Annotated in this window: 15 protein-coding genes; 6 read left to right on the top strand and 9 right to left on the bottom strand. The window is 69.6% G+C overall.

What is annotated here, in order from left to right; all coding sequences use genetic code 11:
- Positions 1-3: 3 nt before the first annotated feature.
- The 6 genes from Q392_RS28460 to Q392_RS28485 all read right to left on the bottom strand — a co-directional run bounded on the left by Q392_RS28460 (position 4) and on the right by Q392_RS28485 (position 5,948).
- Entirely contained in the window at positions 4-1,239 is a 1,236-nt protein-coding gene (locus Q392_RS28460; RefSeq protein WP_038216728.1) for an FAD-dependent monooxygenase, read from the bottom strand.
- Between the two features lie 115 nt (positions 1,240-1,354).
- Positions 1,355-2,128, bottom strand: a complete 774-nt coding sequence (locus Q392_RS28465; protein ID WP_084217463.1) for an ABC transporter ATP-binding protein — start codon at positions 2,126-2,128, stop codon at positions 1,355-1,357.
- A complete protein-coding gene (locus tag Q392_RS28470) occupies positions 2,125-2,922 on the bottom strand; it encodes an ABC transporter ATP-binding protein (protein ID WP_051954043.1) in 798 nt (265 codons plus the stop codon). The genes Q392_RS28465 and Q392_RS28470 overlap by 4 nt, the downstream gene beginning before the upstream one ends.
- Positions 2,919-3,911, bottom strand: coding sequence for a branched-chain amino acid ABC transporter permease (locus tag Q392_RS28475; protein WP_038216731.1), 993 nt, complete (start codon positions 3,909-3,911; stop codon positions 2,919-2,921). Before Q392_RS28475 ends, Q392_RS28470 begins: the two co-directional genes overlap by 4 nt.
- Entirely contained in the window at positions 3,908-4,780 is an 873-nt protein-coding gene (locus Q392_RS28480) for a branched-chain amino acid ABC transporter permease (protein WP_038216734.1), read from the bottom strand. The genes Q392_RS28475 and Q392_RS28480 overlap by 4 nt, the downstream gene beginning before the upstream one ends.
- A 34-nt stretch (positions 4,781-4,814) precedes the next feature.
- Positions 4,815-5,948: an ABC transporter substrate-binding protein gene (locus Q392_RS28485; protein WP_084217464.1), complete on the bottom strand. Its 1,134-nt coding sequence runs from the start codon at positions 5,946-5,948 to the stop codon at positions 4,815-4,817.
- Between the two features lie 278 nt (positions 5,949-6,226).
- Between Q392_RS28485 and Q392_RS28490 the strand changes: the two genes are divergently transcribed.
- Both Q392_RS28490 and Q392_RS28495 read left to right on the top strand, forming a co-directional pair.
- On the top strand, positions 6,227-7,444 hold the full coding sequence (locus Q392_RS28490; protein ID WP_084217479.1) for a CaiB/BaiF CoA transferase family protein: 1,218 nt from the start codon (positions 6,227-6,229) through the stop codon (positions 7,442-7,444).
- A 9-nt stretch (positions 7,445-7,453) separates the two neighbouring features.
- Positions 7,454-8,134 (top strand): TetR/AcrR family transcriptional regulator, encoded by a 681-nt coding sequence (locus Q392_RS28495; protein ID WP_051954044.1) that lies wholly within the window; start codon positions 7,454-7,456, stop codon positions 8,132-8,134.
- 24 nt (positions 8,135-8,158) lie between these two features.
- On the opposite strand, the gene Q392_RS28500 is transcribed toward Q392_RS28495, so the two are convergent.
- Positions 8,159-9,316, bottom strand: a complete 1,158-nt coding sequence (locus Q392_RS28500; protein ID WP_211260331.1) for an acyl-CoA dehydrogenase family protein — start codon at positions 9,314-9,316, stop codon at positions 8,159-8,161.
- Positions 9,317-9,459: 143 nt separating this feature from the next.
- Here Q392_RS28500 and Q392_RS28505 point away from each other — a divergent pair, with 143 nt between their 5' ends.
- The 4 genes from Q392_RS28505 to Q392_RS28520 are packed head-to-tail and all read left to right on the top strand — an operon-like array spanning position 9,460 to position 14,277.
- On the top strand, positions 9,460-10,923 hold the full coding sequence (locus Q392_RS28505; protein WP_038216746.1) for a benzaldehyde dehydrogenase: 1,464 nt from the start codon (positions 9,460-9,462) through the stop codon (positions 10,921-10,923).
- A gap of 30 nt (positions 10,924-10,953) precedes the next feature.
- On the top strand, positions 10,954-11,937 hold the full coding sequence (locus tag Q392_RS28510) for a tripartite tricarboxylate transporter substrate-binding protein (protein ID WP_051954046.1): 984 nt from the start codon (positions 10,954-10,956) through the stop codon (positions 11,935-11,937).
- A gap of 5 nt (positions 11,938-11,942) precedes the next feature.
- Positions 11,943-13,118: a mandelate racemase/muconate lactonizing enzyme family protein gene (locus Q392_RS28515; protein WP_038216749.1), complete on the top strand. Its 1,176-nt coding sequence runs from the start codon at positions 11,943-11,945 to the stop codon at positions 13,116-13,118.
- Positions 13,102-14,277 (top strand): CaiB/BaiF CoA transferase family protein, encoded by a 1,176-nt coding sequence (locus Q392_RS28520; RefSeq protein WP_051954047.1) that lies wholly within the window; start codon positions 13,102-13,104, stop codon positions 14,275-14,277. The genes Q392_RS28515 and Q392_RS28520 overlap by 17 nt, the downstream gene beginning before the upstream one ends.
- A 5-nt stretch (positions 14,278-14,282) precedes the next feature.
- Here the strand turns inward: Q392_RS28520 and Q392_RS28525 are convergent, their stop codons facing one another.
- Positions 14,283-14,462 carry a hypothetical protein gene (locus Q392_RS28525; RefSeq protein ID WP_038216751.1) on the bottom strand — a complete coding sequence of 60 codons (180 nt, stop codon included), beginning with the start codon at positions 14,460-14,462 and terminating at the stop codon, positions 14,283-14,285.
- A gap of 30 nt (positions 14,463-14,492) precedes the next feature.
- Positions 14,493-14,618 carry a hypothetical protein gene (locus Q392_RS34100; RefSeq protein ID WP_281173476.1) on the bottom strand — a complete coding sequence of 42 codons (126 nt, stop codon included), beginning with the start codon at positions 14,616-14,618 and terminating at the stop codon, positions 14,493-14,495.
- Positions 14,619-14,690 lie beyond the last annotated feature (72 nt).

Consider the following 14,690-nt stretch of genomic DNA (forward strand, 5'->3'; position numbering starts at 1 on the left):
GGCTCAGGCCACCGCCGGTTCCGCGCTTTCGTCGAAGCGCTCGATGCAGCGGGTGGCGTCGTAGGAATAGACCCATTCGGCCTTGATGCCGACCGCGTTCGGGTCCTTGGCCTGGGCTTTCTGGAATTCCTCGTCGCGCTTCTTCTGCTCCTCCGGCGTCGAGAGGTGGTAGGTGCGGCCGCGCTCGCGCGCCTCCAGCTGCACGCGGGCGGTGCGGGGGCGGCGCTCGGACTCGTAGGCGCGCAGGGCGCCGTCCAGGTCGCCGCCGAAGTGCGACAGCGCGGCGGCCAGCACGTAGGCGTCCTCGATGGCCATGGCGGCGCCCTGCGACAGGAAGGGCAGCATCGGGTGCGCGGCGTCGCCCAGCAGCGTGACGCGGCCCTGCGACCACTGCGCCATCGGGTCGCGGTCGAACAGGCCCCACTTGAAGATCTGCTGCGCGTCGGTCTTCTCGAACAGGCGCACGATGTTCTCGTGCCAGCCCTCGTAGGCGGCCAGCAGCTCCTCGCGCGTGCTGGGCTCGGTCCACGACTCGGTCACCCAGTCGGCGCTCTCGTTGACGGCGACGATGTTCACCGCGGCGCCGCCTTTCACGTAGTAGGTGACGATGTGCGCCTTGGGGCCCATCCAGAACGAGGCGTCGGGGCTCACGAAGGGCAAGGGATGCTGCTCGACCGGCACCAGCGCGCGCCAGCACATGTGGCCGGTGTACTGCGACGCCGTCCTGCCCCACAGCGCGTCGCGCACCGCCGAGTGGATGCCGTCGGCGCCCACGATGAGGTCGGCCTCGAAGCGCGTGCCGTCGTCGAAGTGCGCCACGGCCTTGCCGGCGTCCTGCGTCACGCCGGTGCACGACACATCGAAGCGCACACGGTCGGCCGGGATGCCCTCGCAGAGGATGGCATGCAGGTCCGCGCGGTGCACGTGCCAGAAGTCGGCGCCGAACAGGTTCGGGCACACCTCGCGCAGCGGCGTGCGGAACAGCTCGCGCGCGTCGTCCCAGTTGCGGCCGACCATGGCCTCGGGCAGGAAGCCGATGCGCGCCAGCGCGTCGCCCAGGCCCAGTGCCCGCAACACCTTGGCGGCATTGGGCGTCATCTGCACGCCCGCACCGATCTCGCCGAAGGCGCCCGCACGCTCGAACACCCAGGCGTCGATGCCGCGCAGGCGCAGCGCGCGCGCCAGGGCCACGCCGCCGATGCCGCCGCCGACGATCCCCACTCGCATTGTCTTGGTCATGTCCTTGCTACTCCTTGATTCGGGGGCCGGCAGTTCGCTCGGCCTGTTTGTTAAATAACTGTTCAATTAATTGAGAGGCTCAGGAAAAGGGTGCACAAGCACCCTCCTCCATCGCTCAGCCGCCCAGGTAGGCACTGAGCAGTTCAGGGTCTTCCAGCAGGCGCGAGGCCTCGCGCTCGGCCACCACGCGGCCGGTCTCGTAGACGTAGGCGCGCGTGGCGACCGACAGCGCGTTGTGCACGTTCTGCTCCACCAGCATCACCGTCACGCCGTGGGCGTTGATCTCGCGCACGAACTCGAACACCTCCTCGGCCATGCGCGGGCTCAGGCCCAGGCTGGGCTCGTCCAGCAGCAGCAGGCGCGGCTCGGACATGAGCGCGCGGCCGATGGCCAGCATCTGCTGCTCGCCGCCGCTGAGGGTCCCCGCCAGCTGCCTGTGGCGCTCCTTCAGGCGCGGAAAGCGCTCGTAGACCAGGCCCATGCGCCGCTGGACCTCCGCCTTGCCCTTGCACAGGTAGGCGCCCATCGAGAGGTTCTCGTCCACCGTCATGGCCGGCCACACGTGCCGCTCCTCCGGAGACTGGGCAATGCCCTGCGCCACCACGCGGTCGGCGGCCAGGCCGCCGATGCTGCGGCCCTGGAACACGATCTCGCCGCGCGTGGGCTTGAGCAGGCCCGAGATGGCCCTCAGCGTGGTGCTCTTGCCGGCGCCGTTGGCGCCGATCAGGGCCACCACCTCGCCGGGCATCACGCGCAGGTTCACGCCGTGCAGCGCCGCGGTCCTGCCGTAGCTCACGTGCAGGTCGCGCAACTCCAGCACGGGCGATCCCGGCTCGCCGGCCGTCAAGTTGCTGACGTGCGCTTCACGTTGCTCGAGGACCGCGTTCATGCCTTCCTTCCTCCGCCGAGATACGCCTCGACCACCTTGCTGTCGGACTGCACCTGGGCCGGCGTTCCCTCGGCCAGCTTCTGGCCGAAATGCATCACCACCACCCGGTCCGACACGCCCATCACCAGCCCCATGTTGTGCTCCACGATCAGGATCGACTCCACCAGCGTGCCGCGCACCGTCTTCAGGATCTCGCCGAACAGGCGCGCCTCCTGGCTGTTCAGGCCGGCCGCCGGCTCGTCGAGCATCAGGATCTCGGGTTTGGCGGCCAGCGCCAGCGCCACCTCGAGCAGGCGCAGCTCGCCGCACGACAGCACCGAGGCCGGCGCGTCCATGCGGTGCGCCAGGCCCATGGTGCGCACGATGTGCTCGGCGCTCTCGCGCGCCGCCGCTTCCGCGGCGCGCACCGCGCGGCCCGGGAAGAAGGTGCGCCACAGCGGCTGGCGCGCCTCCATGTAGTGCCCGGTGAGCACGTTCTCGAACACCGTGAGCGACTTCAGGATGTTGGTCTTCTGGAAGCTGCGCACGATGCCCATCCGGGCCATGTGGTAGGGCTTGCGGCCCGTCACGTCCGTGCCGCCGAAGCGCACGCGGCCGGCGCTGGGCGCGTAGAAGCCGGTGATCAGGTTGAAGCAGGTGGTCTTGCCGGCGCCGTTGGGGCCGATCAGGCCGACGATCTCGCCGGGCTGCACCTCGAAGCTGATGTCCCTGACCGCATGGATGCCGCCGAAGGACTTGCCCAGGCCGCGCACTTCGAGCGCGCGCGGCGTCTTCCTGGCCTGGATCGCGTTCATGCCACCCTCCTCTCGGCCTGCGAAGGCGCCACCGCGACCTTGGGCGCGTCGGCCCTGCGCGACGCGCGCCACTGGACGACGAAGCCCATCAGCCCGCGCGGCAGGAACAGCACGATCGCGATCACGGCCAGGCCGAAGATCGACAGGCGCAGCTCCTTGGCCTCGCGCAGGTATTCCTCCAGGAAGGTCACCAGCAGCGCGCCGATCAGCGGCCCCACCAGCGTGCCCTTGCCGCCGACGAGCACCATGATGATCATGCTCACCATGAAGGCGAAGCGGAACACTTCGGGCCCGACGAAGGAGATGTAGTGGGCATAGAAGCCGCCGGCCATGCCCGACAACAGGGCGCCCAGCACCAGCGCGAGCATCGAGTAGTGCAGCGGCTGGATGCCGATGGACTGCGCCACGTAGCGGTTCTCGCGCACCGCCACCGCCGCGCGGCCGGCGTTCGAGTACACGAAGCGGAAGCTCAGGTAGAGCGTGAGCGCCAGCAGCAGCCACGCCACCGTGTAGTAGAACTGCTTGGCGCCCAGGTTGCCCGCCTCGGCCAGCAGCGCAGGCTGCGGGACGCCTGCGATGCCCATCGGGCCGTTGGTCAGGGCGATCCAGTTGTCGGCCGCCAGGCGCAGCACCTCGGCGAACGAGAGCGTCACGATCACGAAGAACGGGCCCTGCAGCCGCAGCGTGATGCCGCCGATCACCACGCCCACGAGCATGGCCAGCAGCCCCGCCGCCGGCACGGTGGCCCACATCGGCCAGCCGTACTGCGTGGAAAGGATCGCCGCCGTGTAGGCGCCGGTGCCGAGGAAGGCCGTGTGCCCCAGCGAGAACTCGCCCACGTAGCCGACCACCAGGTTCAGGCTGCTCGCCAGCACCGCGTAGAACAGCACCATGATGGCGATGTGCAGCACGTACTGGTCGCGCACCAGCAGGGGGAGCAGCGCGGCCAGCGCCATCAGGCCCCAGAGACAGTGTTTCTCGAACTTCATGCCCGCTCCGCCCGCTTCGAAAAGAGCCCGTAGGGCCGGAAGACCAGCGTGAGGATCACCAGCGCGAAGCCGATGATGTCCACCCACCCGGTGGCCACGTAGCCGCCCCACAGCGCCTCGACCACGCCCAGCAGCAGGCCGCCCGCGACGGCGCCGGCGAAGCTGCCCATGCCGCCGAGGATCACCACCACGAAGGCCTTCATGCTGACCAGGCCGCCGATGGCGACCTGCGCCGAGTAGATGGAGCCGAGCAGCATGCCGGCCATCGAGGCGATCACCGTGCCCATGGCGAAGGTCGCCGCGTACACGTTGGCGGTGCGCACGCCCGCCAGCTGCGCCGCCATCGGGTCCTGGAAGGTCGCGCGCATCGCGCGGCCCAGGCGCGTCTTGTGGATGACCACCCAGGCCGCCACGATCAGCAGCGCGCACACCAGCACCGCGAACACGCGCAGCTTGGTGAGCACCACCGGGCCGAGGAACATCGGGCCGGCGGAGATCGGCGCCTCCACCTTCAGCGGCGCGGTGCCCACGGCCAGCAGGGCCGTGTTGGCCAGGAAGATCGACAGGCCGATGGTCAGCAGGATGCCGGGCTCCTCGCCCTGGTGGCGGATGCGCTCGATCAGGAAGCGGTCGACCAGCCAGCCGAAGGCGCCCATGACCACGGCCACCAGCACCAGGCCGGTGAAGAAGTCCAGGCCGAGCCGGGTGGTGGCCCACCAGCCCATCACGCCGCCGAGCATGTAGAGCTCGCCGTGGGCGAAGTTGACCACGCGCATCAGGCCGAGGATGAGGGTCAGCCCCAGCGCCGAGAGCGCATAGAACGAACCGGTCACCAGGCCGTTGGCGAGGTACTGTGGGAGTAGTTCCATCGTCGGATGTCCCGTTTTTCAGTGGCTCCGTGGCTCAGGGCTTCTCGGTGGCCGACTGCGCGACCACGTTCGGCTCGCGGTTGCTGATCTGCACCAGCACCACGTCGAAGCCGTAGCCCTCGCCCTTGTCGGTGAAGCGGTAGCGGCCGTTGGGCGCGGCGTAGTCGGTCTTGCGCAGCGCGTCGCGGATGGCCTCCGGCTCGGCCTTGCCGGCCCGCGCGACGGCGTCGAGCAGGATGTTCATGGCGTTGTAGCCGGCGGCGCCGTACTTGCCCGGCTTCTCCTTGTAGGCCTTGCTGTAGAGCTCGACGAAGGCCTTGTTGCGCTCGCTGGGCAGGCTGGAGGCATAGGGCACGGCGGCGTAGATGCCTTCCGAGGCGTCGCCGGTCAGGCCGATGAAGTCGGCGGTGGCCCAGGAACCCACCCCGAAGATCTTGGTCTTCAGGCCGAACTCCTTGAACTGCTTGACCAGGATGGAGCCGTCCTGCGTCTCGGCGGCCACGAACACGCCGTCGGCCTTGCTCGCGCGCAGCTTGGTCAGCAGCGTGTAGAAGTCGGTGGCGCCGTGGTCGAAATACTCCTTCATCACGGTCTTCACGCCGAGCGCCTCCAGGTCCTTGGAGAAGTCCTCCACGCCGCCGCGGCCCCAGTCGTCGTTGACGCCGATGTAGGCCACCGACTTGAGCTGCAGCTTGTCCGCGAGGATCTTGCTGAAGGTCCTGGACATGAGCCGGTCGGTCTCGGCCGAGCGGAAGAAGTACTGCATGCCCTTCTCCGTGAGGTCGGCCTTGGACGACACGCCGCTCAGGAACGGCACCTTGTACTTCTCCGCCACCGGCATCACCGCCGCGGTGGCCGAGCTGCAGAAGGCGCCCGACAGCGCCACCACCTTGTCGCGCTGGACCAGCTTCTCGGCGGCGTTCACCGAGTTGGCGGGCCGGCACTGGCCGTCCTCGATCACCAGCTCGACCTTGCGGCCGAGCACGCCGCCGGCGGCGTTGCGCTGCTCCACCGCCAGCTTGGCGCCGTTGACCGAGGCCAGGCCGTTGTAGGCGACCGAGCCGGTCAGCGGCTCGATCACGCCGATCTTCACCGTCTCCTGTGCGCTTGCCAGCGCCGACACGGCGAACAGGCCGGCCAGGGACATCACTTGGGACCACTTGTGCATTTCATTCTCCAGTTGAACGAGACCCACCCGAGGCGCGGCCACCGTGGGCGCTGCGCGTCGGCTCTAATAAATTAAACGATCAATTAATTTCTAGCGAAAGAATAGTGCCTTGACTTCGATCACACGCTGGGGTTAACCCTTGAGAAATTAATTGATCGACTGATAAGCAACTTCGATGCCAGCGCGGCGCGCGATTGCCCCTCCTCCGCGCCGCTTTACCTCGCCGCCGCCCAGTGGAATAATCAACCCACCGTTTGGTTGATATTTTGAAAAGCATGATGCCCACTGGTGCCCTCAAAGGTCTGCGAGTCCTCGATCTCACACACGCGCTCGCCGGGCCCTTCTGCTCGCAGGTCCTGGCCGACCACGGTGCCGACGTCATCAAGGTCGAGCCGCTGGACGGCGACTTCTTCCGCAGGATGGGCCCTTTCCGGGACGACGACCGCCAGCGGCAACTCGGCGGCCTGTTCCAGGCATGCAACCGCAACAAGCAGTCCCTGGCGCTGAACCTCAAGCACCCGGAAGGCCAGGCGCTGCTCAGGCAGTTGGCCGGTACGGCGGACGCCCTGGTGGAGAACTACCGCGCCGGCGTGCTGGAGAAGCTGGGGCTGGGCTACGAGCAGCTGCGCAGCATCAACCCGGCCCTGGTCTATACCTCCGTGCGCGGCTTCGGCGACCGCGTGGGCGGCGCCAGCCCCTACATGGACTGGCCCGCCTTCGACATCGTCGCGCAGGCGATGGGCGGATGGATGGGCATCACGGGCACCGACCCCGAGCACCCGGTCAAGGTGGGCGGCGGCGCCGGCGACACCGTCTCGGGCCTGTTCGCGGCCTTCGGCACCATGGCCGCGCTGTGGCACGCCCGCGCGACCGGCCAGGGCCAGTACGTCGACGTGGCCATGACCGACAGCATCCTCGCCCTGTCCGAGCTGGTCGTGAGCCAGTACAGCTTCCGCGGCGTGTCGCCCGTGCCCGTCGGCAACGGCATCCCCGGCATGGCGCCCTTCGACACCGTCCGCGTCAAGGACGGCGTGATCGCGCTGGCCGCGCCGCACGATCCGCAGTTCCGCGAACTGGCCGCGCTCATCGGCCGGCCCGAGCTGCCGCAGGACCCGCGCTTCGCCGACGAGGAATCGCGCTGGACGCACCGCGCCGCGCTGATGGAGGAGATCGAGCGCTTCACCACCGCGCGCACCAAGGCCGAGCTGCGCGAGCTGTTCGGCAACCGCATCCCCTTCAGCCCGATCTACACGGCCGAGGACATCTTCGCCGACCCGCACTTCGCGGCCCGCCAGATGCTGCCCGAGGTCGAGCAGCCCGGCAGCGCACGCCCCGCCGTGGTGCCGGGCGTGCCGGTCAAGCTCTCGTCCACGCCCGGCGCGGTGCGCCACCGCGCACCGCTGCTGGGCGAGCACACGCGCGAGATCCTCGGCCGGATCGGGCTGTCGGCGGCGAAGATCGACGAACTCGTGGCGGCACGGGTGGTTTCCGGATAATCGCAGGCCATGAAATCGAAGGCCCTCAGCCTGCCCCCGGCGGCCGCCAGCCGCACGCCCGCCAGCGCGCGCCCCGCCACGGGCCGCAAGAAGACGGGGATGGGCACCAAGCACGACGACAAGCGGATCGCCATCCTGCGCACGGCGGCGCAACTGTTCGCCGAGAGAGGCTACGAGTCGACCTCGCTGGACAACATCGCCGAACGGCTCGGCATGCACAAGGCGACGCTCTACCACTACGTCGCCAACAAGGAGAGCATCCTCTACCAGTGCCAGATGCTCTCGTTCAGCGACCTGGACAACGTGATCGAGAAGACCCGCGACCGCAGCGTGCCCGTGCTGCAGCGCCTGCGCGACTTCGTGCGCAGCCTGGCGGTGGCGCAGAACAGCGACTTCGGCCGCTGCCTGGTGCTGGTCGGCCAGCGGCCGCTGGAGATGAGCAGCGGCAGCGACGGCGACATCCGCCAGTTCCAGCGCCGGCTGGACAGTACCGTGCGCGCCCTCGTCACCGAGGGCATCGCCGACGGCAGCGTCCGCCCCTGCGATCCGGGGATGTTCTCTGCGCTGCTGTTCGGCGCCCTGAACTGGGTGCCGCGCTGGTACAGCGAGAGCGGCAAGCTGTCGATCCCGCAGGTGGCCGACAACTTCATGGACACGCTGATCGACGGCATCGCGGCCCAGCGGCGCTGAGCGCCTGCCGGCCGCCCTGCCCGCTCACATCGAGCGCGCGATCACGTCCTTGAGCGTCTCGTTCGACCCGCCGTAGATCTTCGCCACGCGGGCGTCCATGTAGAGCTGGGCGATCGGGTACTCGGTGCAGTAGCCGTAGCCGCCGAACAGCTGCAGGCAGCGGTCGATGATCTGGCACTGCTTCTCGCTGCCCCACCACTTGGCCATCAGGGCGTCGTTGGGCTGCAGGGGCTTGCCGTCGACGATGTCCTTGACGATCTGGTCCAGGAAGACGCGGCCGATGCGCGCTTCGGTCAGGCATTCGGCCAGCGTGAACCTGGTGTTCTGGAAGTCCCACAGCGTCTGGCCCAGCATCCTGCGGTCCTTGGCGTGCGCCAGCGTCAGCTCGATGGCGCGCTCGGCGCAGCTGATGCCGACCAGCCCGATGGACAGCCGCTCACGCGTGAACACGTCCATCAACTGGAAGAAGCCCTTGCCCTCCTCGCCGCCGATCAGGTTCCCGGCCGGCACGCGTGCGTCTTCCAGGAAGATCTCCGCCGTGTTCAGCGCGTTCTGGCCGATCTTGTCGATGATCTTGTTGACCTTGAAGCCCGGGCAGTCGGCCTTCTCGACCAGGAACAGCGAAATGCCGCGCGCCCCCGAACCGGCGCCGCCGGTGCGCGCCGCCACCAGCACCAGATCGGCCTGCTGGCCCAGGGTGCAGAAGATCTTGTTGCCGTTGAGCACGTACTCGTCGCCCTCGCGGCGGGCGGTGGTGCGCAGCGCCTTCACGTCGGTGCCGGCGTCCGGCTCGGTGATGGCCACGGCGATCATCTTCCTGCCGGCGGCGATGTCGGGCATCCACTTGCGCAGCTGCTCGGGCGAGGCCGTGCCGTGGAAGAAGCCGGGGCTGTTGAGCGCGCCGGGGATGAACGGGAAGGTCGTGTCGCAGATGCGCGCCTGCTCTTCGATCATGACCACTTCGTGCGCGAAGCTGGCCCCCTGCCCGCCGAACTCCTCGGGAATGCTCATGCACAGCAGGCCCAGCTCGCCGGCGCGCTCCCACACCTCGCGGTCGATGCAGTGCTGGCTGCGGAACTTGTCGGCCTTGGGTGCCACCTCGTCTTCGAAGAAGCGTCTGGCCGTGGACCGGAGCATGTCCAGCTCGTCGGTCATCCAGGGGGATCGGTAGGGAACGTTCACGGGGGTCATCTCCATGCTTGAAGCGGAATGCGGCGATTGTGGAAACGACCCTTCAAAAAGTCAACCCACCGTTTGGTTGACTTTTTTAGGATGGCGAAATAAAGTCCGCCTCAACGCCCCCCAACCCCCTCCACGGAGACGACATGAGTGTGAGCTTGCTGGCAGATTACGAATGGACAGGCTGCGGACTGGCCGAAAGCTGGAAACCGCTTTCCGGCGGAACGATCGACGTGGTCGAGCCCGCGACGGGCCAACCGATGAGTAGAGTTTCCTGCGCGCTCGCCCCGGACGTCAGGGCCAGCGCCGCGGCGGCGCGCCAGGCCCAGGGCGCCTGGGCCCGGGCGCCCTACGGCGAGCGGGCCGGGGTCTTCCGCCGGGCCGCGGCGCTGCTGGAAGCGCACCGCGCCGAATACGCCGAATGGATCGTGCGCGAGACCGGCGGCATTCCCCCCAAGGCGATGTTCGAGATCGACTCCGTGCTGCACCTGTGCCACGAGGCGGCCGCCATGCTGACCCAGCCTTCCGGCCTGGTGCTGCCCAGCCAGCCGGGCGTGTCCAGCATCGCGCGCCGGGTGCCGCATGGCGTGGTCGGCGTGATCTCTCCGTTCAACTTCCCCTTCCTGCTGTCGAGCCGGGCCGTGCTGCCGGCGCTGGCTGCGGGCAACGCCGTGGTGCTCAAGCCCGACCCGCGCACGCCCGTCAGCGGCGGCGTGCTGCTGGCGGTGCTGCTGCAGGCCGCCGGGCTGCCTCCGTCGGTGCTGCACATGCTGCCGGGTGGGGCCGAGGCCGGCGAGGCGCTGGCGACCGATCCCGACGTCGCGATGGTCTCCTTCACCGGCTCCACCGCCGTCGGCTGCCGCGTGGGCGAGCTCGCCGGCAGGCACCTCAAGAAGGTGGCGCTGGAACTGGGCGGCAAGAACGCCCTGATCCTCCTGGCCGACGCCGACCTGGACGCGGCCGTCATGGGCGGCGCCTGGGCCTCGTGGCTGCACCAGGGGCAGATCTGCATGAGCGCCGGGCGGCACCTGGTGCACGAATCCATCGCCGAGGACTACGCGCAGCGCATGGCCGCCAAGGCCCGTGCGCTGCCCGCCGGCGACCCGCACCGCCAGCAGGTGGCGCTGGGCCCCGTCATCACCGAGGCGCAGCTGCAGCGGGTGAAGCGCATCGTCGACGAATCGGTGGCCATGGGCGCGCGGCTGCTGGCCGGCGGCACGCACGAGGGGCCCTTCTACGCCGCCACCGTGCTGGCCGACGTCACGCCGCAGATGCCCGCCTTCCGCGAGGAGATCTTCGGCCCGGTGGTCTCGATCACGCGCTTCGGCAGCGACGCCGAGGCCGTCGCCCTGGCCAACGACACCGAGTACGGCCTGTCCGCCGGCATCTACGCCCGCGACGTCGGCCGCGCCATGGAACTCGCGCAGCAGCTGCACGTGGGCCTGGTGCACGTCAACGACCAGACCGTCAACGACGACGGGACCATGCCCATGGGCGGCCGCGGCGCCTCGGGCAACGGCTCGCGCCACGGCGGGCCCGCCAACTGGGACGAATTCACGCAATGGCAGTGGATGACGGTACGCGCCACGCCGCCGGCCTATCCGCTCTGATCCTCAGCACCTTCCGACAGGAGACACGACATGACATCGATCCGCACACTGCTGTCCCGCGCCTGCGGGCTGGGGCTGGCGGCGGCCGTGCTGGCCGGCACCGCCCTCCCCCTGGCCGCGCAGGACAAGCCCGTCATCCGCGTGCTGGTGGGCTTCCCGCCCGGCGCCGGCACCGACACGCTGGCCCGCATCTACGCCGAGGCGCTGGGCGAGCGGCTGAACGCCACCGTGGTGGTCGACAACAAGCCCGGCGCCGGCGGCCAGATCGCCGCGCAGGCGCTCAAGCAGGCCACGCCGGAGAGCAACTCCATCATGTTCGTGGTGGACCACCAGGTGGTCATGGTGCCGCTGATCAACAAGACGCCCGGCTTCGACGTGAAGAAGGACATGCTGCCGGTGGCGCGCATCGTCAACTTCTACACCTGCCTGGCCGTGCCTTCGGCCTCGCCGGCGAAGAGCTTCCAGGAGTACCTGGAGCTGGTGCGCAGGAGCCCCGACCAGGGCGGCTTCGGCATCCCCGCGCCGGGTTCGCAGGCGCAGTTCGTCGGCTACGTGATGGGCCAGCACTACAAGGTCACGATGACGCCGGTGGCCTACCGCGGGGCGGCCCCCGCCATCACCGACCTGGTCGGCGGCCAGGTGCCGGCCGCCATCGTGCCGTGCGACGGCCTCATCGAGTACCGCAAGGCGGGCAAGGTCCGGGTGCTGGCGATGGCCGCCGCCAAGCGCTACGGCGCCATGCCCGACGTGCCCACCTTCGCCGAGATGGGGCTGCAGATGCCCGCCGACGCCTTCCTCGGCGTCTACGCCTCCACCACCCTCCGGCCCGAGCTGCGCCAGCGCATCACCGACGCGACGCGCGGCATGTTCGACGACCCGAAGCTGGTCGCCCGCTTCGCCTCGACCAACATGGAGCCGGCCTACGCCGGCCCCGAGGAGCTGGCCCGCTTCGTCGACACCGCCACCGCCTTCTGGTCGGAGCAGGTCCGCAAATCCAACTTCCAGGCCCAGTAGTCATCATGACCAAGATCATCCAGGTGGAATGCCTGCCCGTCTCCACGCCGCTGAAGAAGCCGGTGATCATGCCCAACACGCGGATCACCTCGATCGACAGCGTGGTCCTGAAGATCACCGCGGACGACGGCACGGTGGGCTTCTCCGACTCCGGCGACACCTCCTCGTGGTACCGCGGCGAGCTGCAGGAATCGATCATCGCCATGATCGCCAACGTGATCGCGCCGCGCATCCTGCTGGGCGAGGACCCGCGCCACATCGAGAAGATCGTGGCGAAGATGGACCTGCTGGTGCGCGACAACAACCAGGCCAAGGCCACGGTCGACTTCGCGCTGCACGACCTCAAGGGCAAGCTGCTGGGCGTGCCGGTGTACGAGCTGCTGGGCGGGCGCACGCTGGAGGCCGCGCGCCAGGGCTGGGTGCTGTCTGCCGGCAGGCCCGACGACGTGGCGGCGGAAGCGAAGAAGGCCAAGGACGTCGGCTTCCACCTGTTCAAGATGAAGATCGGCTACGGCAGCCTGCAGGACGACATCGACATGGTGCACGCCGTGCGCGAGACCGTCGGCCCCGACGCCTACCTGACCATCGACGCCAACGGCTTCTGGAGCTACGAGAAGGCGCTGCACATCATCCGCAGGATCGACTCCGCCGGGCTGGACCTGATCGAGCAGCCGCTGGCGCACTGGGACATCGAGGGCATGGCACGCCTGCGCGCCGCCGTGAAGACGCCCATCTACGCCGACGAGTCGGCGCAGGAGCTGCACAACCTGAAGGAGATCATCGACCGCCGCGCGGCCGATGGCCTGTTCCTCAAGCTGCAGAAGGCCGGCGGCATCGTCAAGTCGCAGCGCTGGCTGACGCTGGCGCGCCTGGCCGGCCTGCCGGTGCACTGCGGCTGCATGATCGGCTCCGGCCTGGAGCACAGCCCCTCGGCCCACCTGTGGACCAGCAACGAGTGGGCGACCCAGGGGCTCAACGAGTCGATCGGCCCGCTGATGATCCACGGCACGATGGAGAGCAGGGACATCGCGCCCGGCACCGACATCGCCCTGAACATCCCCCGATTCGAGGGCGGGCTGTGCTACCCCAACGAGGGCCCGGGCTTCGGCGTGGAGCTGAACGAGGCCTTCATCGCCGGCCATGCCACGCCGGAAAGGCTGTCGCGTGTCGTCGGGCTCTGACCCGGCCGCCGAAGGCCGCCGGGGCCCGCTCGCCCACCTGACCGTGGTGGAGTTCGCCGGGCTGGGCCCGGCGCCCTTCGCCGGGATGATGCTGGCCGACCATGGCGCCCGCGTCATCCGCATCGAGCGCTTCGCGTCGGGCCGGGCGCAGGGCGGCATGGCCGCGCTGACGGCCCGGCGCAGCGACGTGCTCGCGCGCGGGCGCGAGTGCGTGGCGCTGGACCTGAAGTCCGACGCCGGCCGGCAGGCGGCGCTGGCGCTGATCGACCATGCCGACGTGCTCATCGAGGGCTTCCGGCCCGGCGTGATGGAGTCGCTCGGCCTCGGGCCCGAGGTCTGCCTGGCGCGCCGGCCGGCACTGGTCTACGGCCGGGTCACGGGCTGGGGGCAGGACGGGCCGCTGGCCCGCGCCGCGGGCCACGACATCAACTACGTGGCGCTGTCAGGCGCCCTGCACTCCAGCGCCCGCCGCGGCCAGCCGCCGACACCGACGCCGGGCCTCATCGGCGACTTCGGCGGCGGCGGCATGCTGCTGGCCTTCGGCGTGCTCGCGGCGCAGGCCCACGCGCAGCGGACGGGCCAGGGCCAGGTCGTCGACGCGTCTATCTGCGAAGGCGCGGCGCTGCTGTCTTCCCTGATCTACGGCTGGCGCTCGGCGGGCCTGTGGCGGGCCGAGGCCGGCACCAACAACGGCGACGGCGGGGCGCACTTCTACGACGTCTACGCCTGCGCGGACGGCAGGTACATCAGCATCGGCTCGATGGAGCCCCAGTTCTACGCGCTGCTGCGCGCCAGGTGCGGCCTGGACGACCCGGACTTCGACGCGCAGTGGGACGCGGCCCGCTGGCCGGCGCTCAAGGAGAAGGTGGCGCAGGTCTTCCGCACGCGCACCCGGGAGGCGTGGTGCGAGCTGCTGGAAGGTACGGACGTGTGCTTCGCGCCGGTGCTGGACCTGGACGAGGCACCCACGCATCCGCACCACCGCGCACGCGGCGCCTTCGCCGAGGTGGACGGCATCGTGCAGCCGGCGCCCGCGCCGCGCTTCAGTGCCTTTCCTCCTGCGCCGTGCCACCCGGTGCGTCCGCGCACCGGCGACGTGGCGGCCGTGCTGGCCGATCTGGCAGCCGGCGCTTCGGCTTCCGGGCGAACTTCTCCCTGATCCCCTCAGGGCTGGCGCGGCGGCGGACCGCGGCGCGCCAGACCCTGGTTGTACCCGCCGCGATGGTCCTCGCGGTCGCTGCGGCTGCGCGGCGTGCGCCGGGCCTCGTTGCGCTGCGTGGGCGGCTGGCGGCCCGCAGCGTTGTGTTCGGTGTGGCCGGGACGGCCGTTCTGCGAATTGGACATGGCTTGGACTCCTTCGTCGGTCCGGCGGCGTCAGCCGATACGGAAATAGGCGTTGAGCGCCAGGGCGCCGAGCGCGACCACGACCGCGATCAGCGCGGCCCACAGCATCACGCGGTGGTCTTCCTTGTCGTCCGGGCCCTTCTTCATTGCCTTCATGGATGGTTGCTCCTGTGGGGTTCGACGGGCCGCACGGCCCACGTTCAGCGAAGGCCGCACGGCGTTCATCCA

The organism is Xenophilus azovorans DSM 13620 (assembly GCF_000745855.1).
Classification (GTDB): Bacteria; Pseudomonadota; Gammaproteobacteria; order Burkholderiales; family Burkholderiaceae_C; genus Xenophilus; species Xenophilus azovorans.